Annotated in this window: 17 protein-coding genes; 5 read left to right on the top strand and 12 right to left on the bottom strand. The window is 66.1% G+C overall.

Annotated elements, in window-relative coordinates; translation table 11 throughout:
• Nucleotides 1-8: 8 nt before the first annotated feature.
• Nucleotides 9-1,247, top strand: coding sequence for an aminotransferase class V-fold PLP-dependent enzyme (locus AAHB16_RS03020; RefSeq protein WP_342050041.1), 1,239 nt, complete (start codon nt 9-11; stop codon nt 1,245-1,247).
• Nucleotides 1,248-1,257: 10 nt separating this feature from the next.
• Here the strand turns inward: AAHB16_RS03020 and AAHB16_RS03015 are convergent, their stop codons facing one another.
• The 4 genes from AAHB16_RS03015 to AAHB16_RS03000 are packed head-to-tail and all read right to left on the bottom strand — an operon-like array spanning nt 1,258 to nt 5,391.
• Nucleotides 1,258-1,623 carry a response regulator gene (locus tag AAHB16_RS03015; RefSeq protein ID WP_150374320.1) on the bottom strand — a complete coding sequence of 122 codons (366 nt, stop codon included), beginning with the start codon at nt 1,621-1,623 and terminating at the stop codon, nt 1,258-1,260.
• A 19-nt stretch (nt 1,624-1,642) separates the two neighbouring features.
• Nucleotides 1,643-2,266, bottom strand: coding sequence for a hypothetical protein (locus tag AAHB16_RS03010; RefSeq protein WP_342050256.1), 624 nt, complete (start codon nt 2,264-2,266; stop codon nt 1,643-1,645).
• Nucleotides 2,251-2,982: a methyl-accepting chemotaxis protein gene (locus AAHB16_RS03005; protein WP_342050040.1), complete on the bottom strand. Its 732-nt coding sequence runs from the start codon at nt 2,980-2,982 to the stop codon at nt 2,251-2,253. The genes AAHB16_RS03010 and AAHB16_RS03005 overlap by 16 nt, the downstream gene beginning before the upstream one ends.
• A 27-nt stretch (nt 2,983-3,009) precedes the next feature.
• On the bottom strand, nt 3,010-5,391 hold the full coding sequence (locus AAHB16_RS03000; RefSeq protein ID WP_342050039.1) for an ATP-binding protein: 2,382 nt from the start codon (nt 5,389-5,391) through the stop codon (nt 3,010-3,012).
• Between AAHB16_RS03000 and AAHB16_RS02995 the strand changes: the two genes are divergently transcribed.
• Entirely contained in the window at nt 5,390-5,692 is a 303-nt protein-coding gene (locus tag AAHB16_RS02995; protein WP_342050038.1) for a hypothetical protein, read from the top strand. The two genes, AAHB16_RS03000 and AAHB16_RS02995, sit on opposite strands and share 2 nt — an antisense overlap.
• 131 nt (nt 5,693-5,823) lie before the next feature.
• Here the strand turns inward: AAHB16_RS02995 and AAHB16_RS02990 are convergent, their stop codons facing one another.
• Nucleotides 5,824-7,011 carry a cysteine desulfurase family protein gene (locus AAHB16_RS02990; protein ID WP_342050037.1) on the bottom strand — a complete coding sequence of 396 codons (1,188 nt, stop codon included), beginning with the start codon at nt 7,009-7,011 and terminating at the stop codon, nt 5,824-5,826.
• A gap of 166 nt (nt 7,012-7,177) precedes the next feature.
• Complete coding sequence (locus AAHB16_RS02985) at nt 7,178-7,630, bottom strand: cupin domain-containing protein (protein WP_150374316.1); 453 nt, start codon at nt 7,628-7,630, stop codon at nt 7,178-7,180.
• Nucleotides 7,631-7,758: 128 nt separating this feature from the next.
• Here AAHB16_RS02985 and AAHB16_RS02980 point away from each other — a divergent pair, with 128 nt between their 5' ends.
• The 3 genes from AAHB16_RS02980 (at nt 7,759) to AAHB16_RS02970 (ending at nt 9,787) form a co-directional block, all read left to right on the top strand.
• Nucleotides 7,759-8,397 carry a uracil-DNA glycosylase family protein gene (locus tag AAHB16_RS02980; protein ID WP_446718059.1) on the top strand — a complete coding sequence of 213 codons (639 nt, stop codon included), beginning with the start codon at nt 7,759-7,761 and terminating at the stop codon, nt 8,395-8,397.
• Between the two features lie 150 nt (nt 8,398-8,547).
• Nucleotides 8,548-8,751, top strand: coding sequence for a cold-shock protein (locus AAHB16_RS02975; RefSeq protein WP_109582846.1), 204 nt, complete (start codon nt 8,548-8,550; stop codon nt 8,749-8,751).
• 88 nt (nt 8,752-8,839) lie between these two features.
• A complete protein-coding gene (locus AAHB16_RS02970) occupies nt 8,840-9,787 on the top strand; it encodes a LysR substrate-binding domain-containing protein (RefSeq protein ID WP_150374314.1) in 948 nt (315 codons plus the stop codon).
• 14 nt (nt 9,788-9,801) lie between these two features.
• Here the strand turns inward: AAHB16_RS02970 and AAHB16_RS02965 are convergent, their stop codons facing one another.
• The 6 genes from AAHB16_RS02965 to AAHB16_RS02940 all read right to left on the bottom strand — a co-directional run bounded on the left by AAHB16_RS02965 (nt 9,802) and on the right by AAHB16_RS02940 (nt 16,034).
• Nucleotides 9,802-10,779, bottom strand: a complete 978-nt coding sequence (locus AAHB16_RS02965) for a bile acid:sodium symporter family protein (protein ID WP_150374313.1) — start codon at nt 10,777-10,779, stop codon at nt 9,802-9,804.
• Nucleotides 10,780-10,836: 57 nt separating this feature from the next.
• Nucleotides 10,837-11,937, bottom strand: a complete 1,101-nt coding sequence (locus AAHB16_RS02960; RefSeq protein ID WP_342050036.1) for an enolase C-terminal domain-like protein — start codon at nt 11,935-11,937, stop codon at nt 10,837-10,839.
• A complete protein-coding gene (locus AAHB16_RS02955) occupies nt 11,934-12,950 on the bottom strand; it encodes an ABC transporter substrate-binding protein (protein ID WP_342050035.1) in 1,017 nt (338 codons plus the stop codon). The genes AAHB16_RS02960 and AAHB16_RS02955 overlap by 4 nt, the downstream gene beginning before the upstream one ends.
• A gap of 91 nt (nt 12,951-13,041) precedes the next feature.
• On the bottom strand, nt 13,042-14,082 hold the full coding sequence (locus AAHB16_RS02950) for a carbon-nitrogen hydrolase family protein (RefSeq protein WP_150374310.1): 1,041 nt from the start codon (nt 14,080-14,082) through the stop codon (nt 13,042-13,044).
• Between the two features lie 39 nt (nt 14,083-14,121).
• On the bottom strand, nt 14,122-15,117 hold the full coding sequence (locus AAHB16_RS02945) for an ABC transporter substrate-binding protein (protein ID WP_223851694.1): 996 nt from the start codon (nt 15,115-15,117) through the stop codon (nt 14,122-14,124).
• 47 nt (nt 15,118-15,164) lie between these two features.
• The gene (locus AAHB16_RS02940) at nt 15,165-16,034 is read right to left on the bottom strand and encodes an ABC transporter permease (RefSeq protein ID WP_342050034.1); all 870 of its coding nucleotides are present in this window, start codon (nt 16,032-16,034) and stop codon (nt 15,165-15,167) included.
• Nucleotides 16,035-16,051 lie beyond the last annotated feature (17 nt).

The raw sequence follows: 16,051 nt of genomic DNA, 5'->3' as shown, positions 1-16,051 counted from the left end.
GGGAATGCATGGAAATACCGGGACATCCGACATGGCGCGCGCTCGATCACGAGGCGCTGGCACGCATTCGGCGCGAGACGCCGGCGCACGGCGCCACGGCGCATTTCAATAACGGTTCGGCGAGTCTGGCGCCGGCTGCGGTGCTCGACGCATTGTCGGGCTGGATCGGGCGCGAGCGTGCCGTGGGGCCGCATCGCGCGCTGGCCGAGCATGCGGAGACCCTCGGGGACGTGCATGCGAGCATCGGGCGCCTGCTCGGCGTTCCGGCCCACTCCATTGCGCTTGCGCCTTCGGCCAGCGCGGCATGGGCGACGGCGCTCAGCGGCGCATTGCAGTCCTCCCGTCCGGTGCACGTGATCAGTGCCGCGTCCGAGTACGCAGCCAATGCCGCGTATCTGCGCGTGGCCCTGCGCAAGGGGCGAATCGCGCTGACCGTGCTGCCGGCCGATGCCGATACGCCGTTGCTGGAACAGGTGCGGCAGGCACTGCGCGATATGGCGCCCGGCGCGATGCCCGTGGTCTCGCTGCCTGCCGTGTCGGCAACGTTCGGCACCGTGTTGCCGCTCGATGGCATCGGCGAACTCGTGCATGCGCGCGATGGGCTGTTCTTGCTCGATGCCAGTCACCTGATCGGCCAGCGTCCCTTCGACGTACGCGCCAGCGGCGCCGACGTACTGCTGTTTCCGCCCCGCAAATGGCTGCGCGGTCCGCGCGGCATGGCGGCCGCGCATTATTCCGAGCGCGCGCTGCGGCTGCTCGATCTGCCCGATGGGCTCGATGTCCGGGGTGCGTACTGGTCCGCGGACGACATGCATGTGCGGGAAGGCGCGATCCGCTTCGAACCGAGCGAAATGCATCCGGGGCTCAAGCTCGCGTTTCGGGCGGCCAGCGATTACGCGCAGGCAGTCGGGCTCGATCGCATCGCGGGAACCATCGCTCAGGTGCGTGGCCGTATCGTGACGGCCATTGAAGCCGCCTGCGGCTGGCTGCCGCGCGAGGCGGCCGATGCCGATAACAGCGCGCTGATCACCTATGCATTGCCCGCGTACCTGCCGGGCGCCGAGGCACTGAGCGATGCGCTGCGCGCGCAGGAGATCCACACGGCGGCCGTTGGGCTCCAGCACACGCCGTGGGCCTTTCGATCGCCCGATGCGCGCGCGCTGTTGCGGCTGACGCCGCATTACTACACGAGCGACGACGAGATTGCCGCGCTGGCCGCGGCGCTGGCGCAGTACCGGCGCCAGTAACCTCGCCGACTTACACGGCCAGCTTCTTCAGCCCTTCCAGCACGGCGGCGCCCTTGAAGGGCTTGACGATCCAGCCCTTCACGCCGGCCGCCTTGCCCCGATCCTTCATCGCGGGGCTGCTTTCCGTGGTCAGCATCACCACGTTCACGCTCTTGTTGCCGAGCTCGCCGCGGATCTTCTCGACCATCGTCAGGCCGTCCATATTGGGCATGTTGACGTCGCTGATGATCAGGCGGATGCCGGGGTCCGCCTTGAGCCGCGACAGGCCATCCTTGCCGTCCACGGCAATCTGCACGTCGAGTCCGCTGCCGCGCAGAAAGCCCGCCACTTCGTCGCGCACGGCGCTCGAATCGTCCACTACCAGAATCTTTGCCAAGGTATTCTCCTGCTAAAAATCAGAACAGTTCGAGTTCGCCGTCGCTCGTCGCGTTGCTCGTCGCGTTGCTCGTCGCTTCCTCGGCGCCTGCATCGATATGGAAATCGATGGGCACGCGCGTGAACAGGCATGTCGTCGCATCGATGACCACGCCGTCCGCGATGGCGACGCACACGTCCGCGCGGTAGTCGGGCTTCAGGCTATCGATATGGCGCAGGCTATGGCCACCCAGTGCATAGGGCGTGGACATCCCGAGGTCGGGGAAATGCCGGACCAGTTCCTGGTTGATCGCGCCGCAGCACAGGTTGCCGAGCTCCAGCAGCGTGTCCCGCAGTTCGCCCGCGTTGTCCCGCGCGTAGTAGGCCGCCGTGGCCGCATCGTTGCGGAAGCGCAGGAACAGCATGTAGCGGAAGCCCATGGCGGAGATCGTGAGCGCCACGACCGGGTCGTTGCCATCGACACTGCCATCGATGCGGCCCTCGACGCGCCCATCGACGCGCCCATCGCTGTCGGCGGCGGGTATCGTCACGCGGTCGATCGTGCAGGTGTCGCCGGGCTGCAATACGAGGCGCGAGCGCACCGCGCGCTCGAGCACGTGTTCGAGGCTTTGCCGTGCCTGCGTCCCGATCATGCCGCCTTGCACTGGCAAGCCTCCTCGAGCCGCTCGGCCAGCATCGCAACGCTGGCCAGCGAGGCCGTGACCATCTTGCCGCCGGCCTGGATATCCTGGAACGTCGCCGTCGTCGTCAGATCGCTCTGATGCAGGCTGTCGCCATAGCTCTTCGACAGCGCCTCGGAGCGGGCCGCCAGCGCGCGCACCTCGCCGGCCACCACGCCGAAGCCACGGCCCGCCGCGCCGGCGCGGGCGGCTTCGATGGACGCGTTGAGCGAAACGATGACCACGTGCCGGACGATCGACGACAGTTCCATGTTCTGCGCGTGCATCGACTGGTTGCGGGCCATCAGCGAGATCATCTGCTCGTGCCACCGCTCGAACGTATGCGCGAGCCCGCGCAGCCGCTGGATTTCCCCGGCAATGCGCTGCGCCTGTTCCTGTGCGTCGGCCTGCTGCCGCCGGCTTTCCGCCAGCTCGGCATCGCGTTGGGCCAGCAGCGCCGCCTGTTCCGCGGCCGCCGCTTCCACGCGCTCCAGTTCCGCATGCAGCGTCTGCAGGTCCTGCTCGCAGACATCGAGCTCGCCCCGCAGCGTGGCGTTGGCCTGCTCCAGCAGTGTCACCGCGCCGTCCCGCTCGATTCTCGCGTGCGTTGCCGCGGTCCGCGCGCGAGCGCGCCACGCCATGCCCGCTACCGCCGCGATGGCTGCCGCCCCGGTCAGCGCGCCCATTCCAAACTCGACCATACCGCGTACTCCTTCCGTCACCGTGAATCAGGGCGCCTGCAGTGTCATCGACGCAGGCGCCTCCGCCAGCGCGGCCACGCTATCCACGGCAAACTTCCCCGGCAGGCTCACCACGGTCTGGAACTGCCGGAACGACGCGCCCGCATGGTTATCGGTAAAGCGCAGTTCGATGGTGCCGCCCGAGCGGCTCAGGAATTCGCGCACCGCATCCATGCCCACGCCGCGTCCGGAGACCGTCGTGATCGACTCGGCCGTGGAGAATCCGGGATGGAAGATGAACTGCGCGATGGCTTCGTCGCTCAGCACCGCGTCGTCCGCGACCCAGCCCCGTTCGGCGGCGGTCGCGCGGATCCGGGCCAGCGCGAGGCCGCGGCCGTCGTCGGCCACGGTGATCTGGAGCGTCTGGCCATCGACGCCCGCGTCGATGCGAATCCGGCCCGCCACGGGCTTGCCGGCCGCCATGCGCGCCTGCACGGGCTCGATGCCATGGTCGATCGCGTTGCGCAGCAGATGCGTGAATACGTTCTCGAGCATCCCCGCGACTTCCGCGCGCAGCCGGTAGCCGTTGTCCTGGATGATGACCTCCGGCGCCGCCTTGCCGAGCTCGGCGGCCAGGGACGGCAAGGCTTCCACCACCGGCGCCAGTACCTCGCCGAGGCTCGAGGCGTCGAGCACGCGCAGGATGCGGTGCACGGCCGCGCGCATCGACACCAGTTCGGCAAGGCTATCGGTCCGTACGCCTTCCAGCAGGCGCAGGCTCTCGCGCACATGGCCCGCGGTATCGTCCTGAGGCGCCACGTTCCGCTCGGGCGCGCCACCGCGTGCGCGCTTGCGGCCGAGCTTGTCCTCGTTGATCTCGCGATAGCGCGCCAGTGTGTCGCGCACGCGCGCCACGTCGCTGAGCAGCGCATCGGGGTTCCACGCATTGGCCTCGCGCTCTAGGCTGCGCAGCAGCTCCAGCCGCTGCTCGGCCTCGTGCACGACGTCCGTCAGATGCAGGAGCTTGTAGGTGCGCGCATTGCCCTTGATCGTATGCATATTGCGGAACAGTGCGGCAATGGCGGCGTCGTCGGCTTCCGTTGACTGGCGGATGATGTGCTCGTTCTCGTGGACGAAGCCGTGCGCGGTCTCCATAAAGCGATGGAACTTCTCTTCGCCCACCGCGAGAATCTCGCCGATCATCTCGAGGCTGCGTCGCTGCTCGCTGGCCTCGGCGGCCAGTTCGCGCAGTTGCGTCACGTCGCGCACGCATAGCATCAGGCGGACGATCGTATCGGCATCGTCGGTAATGGCGGACCAGCTCAGGTCGAGCACCTTGACCTCCCCGTCGGCCATGCGCTTCTCGACCTCGGTCGGCAGCAGGTGCTCGTTGAATACGAAGTTGATGCCGTCCTGGCCGAGGCACGCGTCGATGGCGGCTTCGGTCTGCGACAGCGCGTCGGCGCCGAGCCCGGCATCGGCGAAGACCAGTTCCATGACGTTGCGGCCGGCAATGTCGCGCGTGTCGAAGATCTGTTCGAGGTACGCCGAATACTCGGGGTGCACGATGCCGCCATCGACCACGGTCAGGATGCCCTGCTGCATGTTCTGCAGGATCGCCTGGATATCGGTGGTCTTCTGTCGCAACTGCGACGCGCTCTCCTGGATCCGCTCGATCATCTGGTTGAACGCGGCGATCGAATGGCCAATCTCGTCCATGCGACCGACTTCGATGCGGCGCGTAAAATCCTGGCTCGCCGCAATCTCGCTCATCGTGGTCTGCATGCGCGTGAGCGGCCGCGCGATCTGGCGGTGGAGCAGCCAGCCGACCAGCGACAGCAGCAGCACGGCCGCCGCGCTGACCAGGCCGATGGTGCCGGCGGCGCTGTCCAGCTGGCCGTTGAGCGAGGCAATCGCATCGTCCTTCTCGCGATTCTTCTCCACGCGCAGCGTATCGACGATCTTTTCCATCTCGTCGCGATACCGCGCGACGTTGGCGAACAGGAAGGCCTGCGCGATCTCGTCTCGGCCCGCGGCCTTCATCTCCGCGGTTTCGCGAATGGCGTCGAAATAATTGGCGAGGCTTTCGCCGGCCTGCGTCATCAACCCCTTCTGCGCATGGGTCGCGGCATTGGCCGACTGCCGGGCCAGCGCCTCGCGCAGCGCCGCCTGCCGGGTCTTCAGGTCTTCCTGCGCCTGGCCCAACAGGTTGGCGTCGGGCGCGTAGACGAGCGCCATGGTGGCCAGCTGCACGTCCTTGACCAGCGACACCACGTCGGCGGACGCCAGCGCGCTGGGCACGACGCCCTCGGTCACGCGTTTCACTTCGGATGCACTGGCACGTGTCTGCAGGACGGCGTAACCGCCAATGGCGGTCAACGCCAGACACATCAGGACGATCAGCAGCACGATGCGCTGACGAATGGTCATGGCAAAGCTCCCCGGCAATACGAATGTCAAACCCTTCAGGCGAAGGCAATCCGCCTCGTTCTATGCGAGGCAGCGAATCGATTTACCTGGATTATGCGAACGGACTCATGACCCCGCGATGACATGTCATGAAACCGCCATCCCCTCGAACGTGGGGGCGCTTAGGGTGCAGAAAATTCCGATGCACGACATGCTGGACCGGGCGATTGGAATTTTTTACCAAGAGTTCCAGCTTTGCTTAAATCTGACAAAAGTATTGAGCGTGCGTTATCAGACAGACACCGACATCGCGGCCTGCTAGCGGGGACTACATTGGATCTCAGGATCTGACCCATCCTGAATCACCCCCCGAATCACCCCCTGCTCCCCGCCGCTCCCCGGCGGGTTTTTTTTTGTGGGTTGCGTCGGAATGGCCTTGTCGGAATGACCTTATCAGGCCAAAGGCTCCGCTGCCTTCAAACGCTCGGTCGCGACAGGCCGGCATTGTGCAATGGCCCGCTGGAAACTCTGGATGGCAATCTCCACGTCGGCCTCCGTCGTAAAGCGGCCGAGACTCAGCCGCACCGTGCGCTCCGCGGCGTCGGCTGCCAGCCCGATACCCGTCAACACATGCGACGGCGTGCCCGCCGCCGAATTGCAGGCGGACGTGGACGACACAGCGAGGTCCCCGGCCAGCATGAACGGGAAGAAGCCGGCCAACGCCACCGTCAGGCTGAGCGTATGCGGAATGCACGGCGCGTTGCCCGCGTTTCGCGTGACGACACCCGAAGCCCGTACACCATCGAGCAGGCGCGCGCTCAGTTGCGCGATACGCTGGTTGTCGGCCGCCATCTCCGTGCGCGCGAGTTCGCTAGCCGTGCCCATGCCGACGATCTGGTGCGTGGGCAACGTGCCGGACCGCAGGCCCTGCTCGTGGCCACCGCCGTGCATCTGGCAGGCGACACGCGGCGCCACCTCGCGGCTCACGTAGAGCGCGCCGATACCCTTCGGGCCATAGAACTTGTGTGCCGACATCGACAACAGATCGATGCCCATTGCCTTGACGTCGATCTCGACCTTGCCCGCGGCCTGCGCGGCATCCACGTGCAGCAAGGCGCCAGCGGCGTGCACCACGCGGGAAATCTCGGCAATGTTGGTCAGCGTGCCAATTTCGTTGTTCACCATCATCAGCGACACGAGTCCCGTGGTATCGGTGAGCGCGGCTTCGACGGCGGCCAGCGAGATCTCGCCTGACGCGTCCGGCGCAAGATAGCTCACGGCGACGCCAAGCCGTTCGAGATGGGACGCCGTATCGAGAATCGCCTTGTGCTCGAGCTTGCTGGTCACCAGATGACGGCGGTGCTGCTCGCGATCGAAGAACCCCTTGAGCGCCAGGTTGTTGGACTCGGTGGCGCCGGACGTCCAGACGATCTCCGAAGCCGCCGCGCCAATGAGCGCCGCCACCTGGGCACGGGCCTGCTCGACGAGGTGCTTCGCCTTGAGCCCCGCCGTGTGAGAGCTCGACGCCGGGTTGCCGAAGACACCGGCGGCGCCCATGCAGCCGAACATTGCGTCCATGACGCGGGTGTCCGCGGGGGTGGTCGCGGCGTAATCGAAGTAGCGCTGGGTGTCGGTGCTCATTGTTGCCGATCGTTCCAAGAGGGAGTTCCAAAGTAGAACGACCATGCTACGACGCAGCGTCTGGAACGGCGTTCCAAGATCTGCCAGCGATGGCGACCCGCATGAAAACTTATGCTATCGGTCGCTCGATAAGAGGAATATTTTTCCTGGCCTATTTCTTCCTGGCCTATTTCTTCACTGCGGCAGGGTCGTAGACCACGTAGATCTTCGTGTAGCCCTTGGTCTCGAAAACACCGCTCCAGCCCTTGGGAATCGTTACCGATTCTCCCGCGTGAACGATCATCGACGAGCCGTCCGACGAGGTCAGCTTGACGCTGCCGGAGAGAAAGTACAGGAACTCCTCGTACGGAAACCCCGGGGCCTCCGCGATTTCCTCGCGCATCGGGCCCGACTTGTACATGCCGGTCTGGAACGCGCCATCCCGCGACGTGGACGTGACGGCATCGATGGCCGCCGTGCCGTTCTCGCCCGGCTCCTTCTTTGCGTTCGGCCCCTTGAAGATCGCGCCGCGAACTTCCGTGCGGGTGGTTTTGATGGGCTTGACGACTTCCGCGTGCGCCATGCCGGCGAGGCACATGGCGGCAGCCACCAGCGTGGCGCGAAGGAGAGGTGTGGACATGACGGGCATGGGAGAAAGATGGGACGAAAGGCATCATAAGGGCGTATGGCGCACTTGGAGCGTGTGTGCCCTGCGCCCTCCTGACGCGGGCGTGCGAATCGGCAACCGCGGATGCGTAGAATGGCGCCGTGCCAGACCCAGAAACCCTCCCGCTCCCCGATAAGCTCCTCCATAAGCTCCCCGACAGGCCCCCGGCAACGCACGCCCTGCAGCGCGATATCGCCGCCTGCACGCATTGCGCCGCGCACCTGCAGGCCGGGCCACGCCCGATCGTCCAGTTCAGCGCCACCTCGCGCATCCTCATCGTCGGCCAGGCGCCCGGCTCCCGCGTGCATGCGAGCGGCGTGCCGTTCGACGACGCCAGCGGCGATCGCCTGCGCGACTGGCTCGGCATCGGCAAGGACACGTTCTACGACGCCTCGCGCATCGCGCTGATGCCCATGGGGTTCTGCTATCCGGGCAAGGGCGGCAGCGGCGACCTGCCCCCGCGGCGGGAATGTGCGCCGTTGTGGCACGCACGCGTGCTGGACTGCCTGCCGCAGGATCGCCTGACGCTGCTCGTGGGGACCTATGCGCAGGCAAGGTATCTGCCGCAGTCCAAATGCTCGATGACCGAGCGCATTGCCGACTTCCGCCGGTTCGGACCGAATGTGTTTCCGCTGCCGCATCCGTCATGGCGCGTGGTGCTCTGGATGCGCCAGCAGCCTTGGTTCGAGGCCGAATTGCTGCCCGCGTTGCGTGCCGCCGTACGCCGCCGCCTGGCTTGACTTGAAAGAAAGTCATTGACGTGCACAGCAACCCTCTGTATAAACAGCCCTCGCAGGATCTCAAGTTGTTGCTTTCAATGTTGCTTCCTTGATCGTCATGCCTCGGTGGCGTTTCTGCTGCCCGAGAACTCTCTCTTTAAGGAATCCAACATGGAAACCGGTACCGTTAAGTGGTTCAACGACGCAAAGGGCTTCGGCTTCATCACCCCGGACGCAGGTGGTAACGACCTGTTCGCGCACTTCTCCGAGATCCAGGGCAGCGGCTTCAAGTCGCTCGCCGAAGGCCAGAAGGTTCGCTACGTCGCTGGCGTTGGCCAAAAGGGCCCGGCTGCAACGAAGATCGAAGCGATCTAAGCTGCTGCTCGCCTGATGGTGAAAAAAACCCCGCACTGCGGGGTTTTTTTTATGGGATCTCAGTGTTCGCCCCCCATGTCCGCCCGCCATGTCCGCCATCTCCTCCCGCCTGCCCCCGATCCACTGCCTGCTGGCCTTCGAGGCCCGCGCGCGGCTTGAAAGCGGCGTGCTCGTCGCGAAGGAACTCAATATCACGCCGAGCGCGGTCAGCCATCGCATCCGCCAGCTCGAGGACTTCACCAACCTGACCCTGTTCACCAAGGTCAACGGCAATATCGTGCTGACGCCCGACGGGCAGTCGTATCTGGAAACGGTCCGCGGCGCGCTCTATGCGCTCAGCTACTTTTCCACGCGCGGCCGTGCCGCCAGGCCCAAGCAGAAACTCCGGCTCAGTTCCCCGCCCACCTTTGCCGCGCGCATGCTGATTCCGCGCCTCGAGCAGATTCGCGAGCAGTTCCCGTCGATCGAGGTCGATATCCAGCTGTCGGTGCCGCTGATCGGCGCAAAGGCCGAGCCCGCCGATATCGATTTTCGGTTTGGCGACGGCAACTATCCGGGCCGCAATGTCGTGAAGGTGCTCGACGAGAAGGTCGTGGCGGTTTGCCATCCCGAGTTCGCGCGCCGGCACGGTCCGTTCAAGAAGGTTTCCGACCTGCGTCCCGAGTACCTGCTGCGCTGCTCGATCGATCCCTGGCGGCCATGGTTCCAGGCGGCCCGGCTCGACTGGTCGGAGCCGGAAAGCCACTTCTCGTTCTCCGACGTCGGCCTGTTCGCGGACGCCGCGGCCCATCAGGCCGGCATCGCACTGGTGCGGCCGAGCATGGTCGGAGAGCACCTCGAGAACGGGACGCTGGCCGTGCTGTTCCCGAGCATCATGGCGGCGCCCTATTACGCCTACTATGCGACGTGCGCGCCCGAGTCGTACCAGCGCCCCGAGGTGGAGACGTTCATCCGATGGCTCGAGGACGCCCTGTACGACCCGTCGAGCCGCTACAGGCTCCCGAGAAAGCCGGTCCGGCGCGCCTCGGTCGCCTGACGCGCGGAAGCCCGCTACGAGAGCCGGCGCGCGTAGCGCTGGGCCAGCACCGCGCAGACCATCAGCTGGATCTGGTGGAACAGCATCACGGGCAGCAGGATCACGCCCACCGCGCTGCCGGCAAACAGGATGTTCGCCATCGGCGCGCCGCTGGCCAGGCTCTTCTTCGAGCCGCAGAACATGATCGTGATCTCGTCCTCCTTGCTGAAGCCGAGCCGGCGCGCGGACCATACCGTCAGCGACAGCGCCACGGCCAGCAGCACGGCATCGATGACCATCAGCCCCGCGAGCTCGTTCCAGCTGACCTGCCGCCAGAGCCCCTCCACCACGGCCGCGCTGAACGCGGCGTACACCACGAGCAGCACCGAACCCTGATCGACCACCTTGAGCAGGCGCGCGTTGCCGGTGACGAACGTGCCGATCCACGGGCGCAGCAGATGACCGGCCGCGAACGGCACGAACAGTTGCAGCGTGATGCGGCCGATCGCATCGACGCTGCTGGCAGCCGTGGTCGCGTCCGGACGCGCCATCAGCAGGCCGACGAGCAGCGGCGTGACGACGATACCGAGCAGTGTCGAAGCCGACGCGCTGCAAACCGCTGCCGGGATATTGCCGCGCGCCATCGACACCATCGCGATCGACGATTGCACCGTGGACGGCAGCAGGCACATGTAGAGCACGCCAACGTAGAGCGCGGGCCCTACCCATCGGGCAAGCAGCGGCTGGAACACCAGCCCGAGCAGCGGAAACAGCAGGAAGGTGCTGCCGAGCACCATGCCATGCAGACGCCAGTGGCCGATGCCGGACAGGATGGCGTCACGCGACAGGCGCGCGCCATGCAGGAAGAACATCGCGGCCACGCCGGCCGTGGTGAGGTGCTGGACGACGATGCCGGCGGTGCCGCTGGCGGGAAACAGACGGGCGAGCACAAGCGCCCCGACCAGCATCAGCGTGAAGCGGTCGGGGAGGAACAACGAACGGGAAGCGGACATAAAGCGAACTGCGGAAGATGGCTGAGGGTGGAGACGAGAAGGCGGCCGGGGTGGCGGTCAGAACAGAAACGGCTTCAGGCGATCCTCCCTCCATGCCACGCCGCTGCCCGGCAGATCGGCAACCCGCGCGCGCCCCTCGCTCACCTGCAGCGGATGTTCGAGAATCGGGTCCGCCATCCGGAAGTACTCGAGCAGATGGGCGCCCGGCGTCACGAGCATCAGATGCGCGCTGGTCTCCTGGTAGAAATGGTTCGACACCGGCACCCGTCGCGCCGCGCAGACCGCGCTGGCCTGCAGCCAGCCCGACACGCCACCGACCTTGCCGAGGTCGGGCATCATGAGGTCCGACGCGCCGGCCGCGAGACTCGCGGCGACCTGCGTCGGCCCCCAGAGGTTCTCGCCAGCCTGGATCGGGGTGGTGACATGGCGCGCGATCTCCGCGTGGCCCGCGAAGTCGTCGAAGTTCGTCGGCTCCTCGATCCACGTCAGGCCATAGGCGTCGAGCGCCTTGCACCGGACGAGCGCCTCGGCCACGGTCAGGCCCTGGTTGTAATCGATCAGCAGCGACGCCCTGCCCTGCATGGTCTCCAGCGCCGCCTCCACGACGGTCAGGTCGGCGCCGAGCGTCGGATGTCCGATCTTGATCTTGATATGGCGGTGCCCATCGCCGAGCGCCTGCTCGATATTGCGGCGCGTCGTGTCAGCGTTCTCCATGCCGAAGCTCGCATAGACCGGTATCTCGCGCGGCTGCGTCAGGTCGGCACCGAGCAAGGCCGCAAGCGGCTGGCCGAGAAACTGGCTCCAGGCGTCCCAGAGCGCCATGTCGATGGCCGACAGCACCATGTCCAGCAGCCCCGCCGTGCCCAGCAGCTTGAACTGGCTGCGCAGCTTCTGCATCGCCTGGTACGGTGCCAGCGGCTGCCCGGCCAGCGCCTTGGTGACGTCGTGCGTCAGTCGCGCCGCGGCTTCCAGTACCGTCGGCGTATAGCAGAACAGATAGGCATGGCCCGTGACGCCGGCACTGGTGGGGATATCGAGGATCACCAGCGGCGCGGCCTGCATCATGCCGCTCGCGGTGCTCAGCGGCTGCTCGAACGGCACGATGGCCCGGCGTACCTGCGAGATGCCGAGCGTCGGCACGCTGTGTCTTTCGGTCATGGTTTGTCTCCGAGCGCCGCGCGGATATAGCGGCGCGAAACGATGGTGTCGTATGCAGGCATGCTCTTGAGGTTGCCGAGCTCGACCTGCGTCGCCATCGAGTTCCTGAAGGCCTCCGGCGAGATATCGACCGAGGTGGAATAGATGCGCTCGCTGACCATGCGCCTGACCGCGGCCTCCACCACGGCCGGGTCCAGCGTCGGGAACTGGCGCCGCGCGATGGCCACGGTACCGGGCACATCGCGCTGCATATAGACGAGCGCGGCCTGGATCCCCTTGACGAATCGCGCCGCGGTATCGGGATCGACGTCGCGGCGCGTGCTGATCGCCGCCACGGTGTACGCATCGGCCATGCTCGAAAAACTGTAGACGACCTTCATGCCCTGCGCCACGGCCTGGTCGAGCCCCGGCTGGTACAGCACCGCGAATTTCGTCTGCCCGGCCAGCAGCGGCCCCGGCTCGGAGCCGATCTGCACCTGCGTCACCTTGACGTCGCCACCGGCCTTGAGTCCATTCTGCTTGAGCAGCTTCATGAACATCGACGTGCTCGTGGTCGGCATCATCCCGGTGGCCACGGTCTGCCCCCTGAGGTCGCCCACCGTGTCGAACTTTGCATCGGGCGCGGCCGCGATCCAGAACGACGGGCGGCTGACCACGCTCGCGATGACCTGCACCGATGCGCCCTTCTCCGCCGCGATGGCGCTCCACTCGGGCCCGTGCAGCGAGAAATCGGCGGTCCCGGAAAGCAGCGCGGAGAGCGCCGCATTGGCCGATCCGGCGGTCTGCTTGGTGACGGCGAGGCCTTCCTTGTCGAAGAAGCCGCCGTCGATGGCCACGTAGACGGGCAGCAGCTGGATCGACTGGAACAGCTGCGAGAGCACGACCTTCTTGCTGTCCGCCAGCGCGGCGGGCGCCGTCGTGACGATCAGCAGCGCCGCGGCGCATTGCAGGAGACCGCGCAGGGAAAATCGCCGTGGGCGGGCGATGGGCGGGGATATCGATGGGGTCGGCATGGGATGGGTACGCGTTGGCGCGGGGTGAGGTGCGGGCAGAAAGGCCCGGCCATTGCAAGGCCGGGCCGTCGGGGCGTGAGCGGTATCGCGCTCAGCCGGCGATCTCGAGTTCGGGCACGCCCTTCCACTGCGGCTCGCCGTACTCTGGTTCCACCGGGCCGTTGTTGAACGTGGCGGGGCTGTGGGCGTTGCGGTTCACGCCGAACGAGAAGACGTCGAAGCGGTTGTAGTACCCGACCACGTCCTGGAACTGCTTCGGCACCACGCACTTCGCGACGTCGATGTCCGCATAGGCGATACCTTCCTCGTCGCGGATCACCTCGCTGATGGGCGCGCCGTCCGGACCGAGGATCATCGACACGCTGCGCGAGGCCTCGTCGATATTGCGATGCACGGCCGCGTTGCCGCGCGACAGCATGTCGATGACGTCGGGCTGCAGGTAGCTCGACGAGACGATATTGAACAGCTTGCCCTCGAACGCATGGGCACCGGCGCGCAGCCGGATCGAGGCTTCGAGGTCATACGCGGGCTGGCCCGCCGGATGCGTCGGAAAGCGCGGCGAGAAGCTCGAGATATGCACGTTCTCCCCCTGCGACATCAGCGCGAAGCGCGCCAGCGCATTGGTGTTCTCCCCACAGATCAGCGCGCCCAGCCGGCCCAGGCGGGTGTCCACCACACGCAGGCCGCTGCCGTCGCCCATCGTCCACACGAGCTTCTCGAAATGCGTGGGCATGAGCTTGCGATGGCGGTTGAGGATGCTGCCGTCGTCGCCGATCAGCACGTTGGTGTCCCAGACGCAGCCCACGCTGTTCGTCGTGGCCTCATTGATGCCGATGGACACGAACACGCCGTGTTCGCGCGCGGTGCGGCGGATGCGCGCCATCTCGGGGCCGTCGATCGTGATGGACGATGCCGCGAACTTCGCGAAGAACTCGTGCGTGTCCACGGGCGCCCAGACGCCCGCCCAGACGGGGAACGCGGAGATGAATGCCTCGGGGAACACGATCAGTTCGGCGCCATTGCGGGCCGCCTCGGCGATCCAGTCGCAGGCCTTGTCGGTGCAGGCGTCCTGATCGAAGAAAACGGACGAGATATGGCACGCGGCGGCCTTGAACTTCGGATAGGTCTTCATAGGAGTTGTCTTCTCGGTGTTGTGGTTGAAGCGGGAGCGTCAGCGGGCGCCGGCGCGGGTAATGGCACGGTCGATCACCGACCGCGCGATCAACGTGTCGTAGACGGGCTGGCTCTTAAGGTTGCCCAGCGCGATCTGCGTGGCCATGGCGACGCGCAGTGCATCGGGCGAGATCGCGACCGTGGTCGCGTAGACCTGTTCGTCGAGCATGCGCTTGACCGCGGCCTCGACGACCTGCGGCTCTACCGACGGAAATTCCTTCCTGGCGATGGCGACGGACTCGGCCGGATGGCTCGACATGAAGCGCATGGCGAGTTCCAGCGCCGCGACGAAGCGCTCGGCGGTATCGGGGTCCACGGTCTTGCGCGCGGTGATGCCCGAGAGCAGATACGGTCCGTACTGCTTCGGAAAACTGTGCACGACCTTGAAGCCGCGGGCGACGGCCTGTTCCAGCGCGGGCTGGTAGAACACACCCACAGTGGCCTGGCCGGCCAGCAGCGGCCCGAGTTCGGCACCGGCCTGCACCTGCTTGATCGTGATCTTCGCGGCGGCGGGATCGATCTCGCTGTCGTTGAGCAGCTTGTTGAACAGCGACGTGCTGGCGATGGGCATCATCCCCGTCGATACCGTCTGCCCCGCGAAGTCCTTCGGGCCGCGGTAGTCGAGCTTCGGCGAGGCGGCAATCCAGACCGCGGCGCGGTTGACGATGCCGGCGACCACCTGGACGTCCGCCCCTTTCGACGCGGCGATGGCCGTCCACTCCGGGCCGTGCAGCGAAAAGTCCGCGCTGCCCGAGATCACGGCCGACAGCGCGGCATTGGGCGAGCCCGCGGTCTGCTTGGTGACGGAGAGACCCTGCTTGTCGAAGAACCCCTGGTCGAGCGCGACGTACAGCGGCAGGAACATCACCGACTGGAACAGTTGCGATACCACCACCTTCTTCGGCGCCGGCGCCTGGGCAGCGGCGGGCATGGCGGCGACGAGCGCCGTGGCGCAGCCGATGGCGACCGCGATAGACTTGAACGATAGTTTCACGATGAGATCCCGATGATTTGATGTCAAACGCTGCGTTAGACGCTGCTTTAGACGTTGAGCGTGGCCTGATGCGTGTCTTCCTTCCACGGCAGCAGCTTGCGTTCGACGTAGTCCACGACGAAATAGAGGCTGAAGCCGATCACCATCAGCATGAACAGGCCGGCCCAGACGGTATTGAGGTCGTACAGCCCCGAGGCGGTGAAGATCATGTGGCCGAGCCCGTGTTCCGACGAGATGAACTCGCCCACCACGGCGCCGACGAGACCGAAGCCGATATTGATGTGGAAGGTGGCGATGATCGCGGGCAGCGACGAGGGCACGATGACCTTGAAGAAGATCTCCTTCTTGTCGGCACCCAGCGTGACGAGCAGCGTCTGGAAATCGAGATCGGCGTTCTTGGCCGCCTGATACGCGGCGATCAGCGCGACGATCGACGTGAGCGAGACCGCCAGCGCGACCTTGGAGATCAGCCCCGTGCCGAACCACAGGATCACGATCGGGCCGAAGGCGATCTTCGGGATGCTGTTGATGGCGATGATGAACGGCTCGGTCAGGCGCGCGACGAACGGCGAGTACCAGAGCGCGAGGCCGAGAGCCGACCCCGCCACGGTGCCGATGGCGAAGCCCAGGATCGCTTCGAACAGCGTGTAGTAGCTGTCCGTCCACAGTTGCCCGTCGGCGGCGCCACGCACGAGGGACTTCCAGATTTCGGCCGGCGATCCGACCATGAAGGCGGAGATCCATCCGGCATCGACGCCGAACTGCCACGCCCGCAGCACGAGCGCCGCGATCAGCAGTTGCAGTAGCGAGCGGCCCCACGGGTTATCGAAACGGCTGCGGGTCTTGGTGTTCTTGCGCGGAGCGGGGGCGGTGGCGGCCGTGGCTCCCGGGCTCGTGCTGGTCATGACGCGACTCATGATGGTGTCCTCGATGG

The sequence above is a fragment of the Cupriavidus sp. OTU4054 genome (assembly GCF_038440175.1).
GTDB classification, from domain to species: domain Bacteria; phylum Pseudomonadota; class Gammaproteobacteria; order Burkholderiales; family Burkholderiaceae; genus Cupriavidus; species Cupriavidus pauculus_D.
Note: the sequence above shows the minus strand (reverse complement) of the source record. Positions and strands in the feature narration are given on the sequence as shown.

Coding starts and splice junctions, on each gene's coding strand:
- AAHB16_RS02975 (WP_109582846.1), top strand. CDS start 8,548: ATGGAAACCGGTACCGTTAAGTGGTTCAACGACGCAAAGGGCTTCGGC.
- AAHB16_RS03005 (WP_342050040.1), bottom strand. CDS start 2,982: ATGGTCGAGTTTGGAATGGGCGCGCTGACCGGGGCGGCAGCCATCGCG.
- AAHB16_RS03020 (WP_342050041.1), top strand. CDS start 9: ATGGAAATACCGGGACATCCGACATGGCGCGCGCTCGATCACGAGGCG.
- AAHB16_RS02965 (WP_150374313.1), bottom strand. CDS start 10,779: ATGTCCGCTTCCCGTTCGTTGTTCCTCCCCGACCGCTTCACGCTGATG.
- AAHB16_RS02940 (WP_342050034.1), bottom strand. CDS start 16,034: ATGAGTCGCGTCATGACCAGCACGAGCCCGGGAGCCACGGCCGCCACC.
- AAHB16_RS02995 (WP_342050038.1), top strand. CDS start 5,390: ATGGCAAAGCTCCCCGGCAATACGAATGTCAAACCCTTCAGGCGAAGG.
- AAHB16_RS02985 (WP_150374316.1), bottom strand. CDS start 7,630: ATGTCCACACCTCTCCTTCGCGCCACGCTGGTGGCTGCCGCCATGTGC.
- AAHB16_RS02970 (WP_150374314.1), top strand. CDS start 8,840: ATGTCCGCCATCTCCTCCCGCCTGCCCCCGATCCACTGCCTGCTGGCC.
- AAHB16_RS02960 (WP_342050036.1), bottom strand. CDS start 11,937: ATGACCGAAAGACACAGCGTGCCGACGCTCGGCATCTCGCAGGTACGC.
- AAHB16_RS02990 (WP_342050037.1), bottom strand. CDS start 7,011: ATGAGCACCGACACCCAGCGCTACTTCGATTACGCCGCGACCACCCCC.
- AAHB16_RS02955 (WP_342050035.1), bottom strand. CDS start 12,950: ATGCCGACCCCATCGATATCCCCGCCCATCGCCCGCCCACGGCGATTT.
- AAHB16_RS02950 (WP_150374310.1), bottom strand. CDS start 14,082: ATGAAGACCTATCCGAAGTTCAAGGCCGCCGCGTGCCATATCTCGTCC.
- AAHB16_RS03000 (WP_342050039.1), bottom strand. CDS start 5,391: ATGACCATTCGTCAGCGCATCGTGCTGCTGATCGTCCTGATGTGTCTG.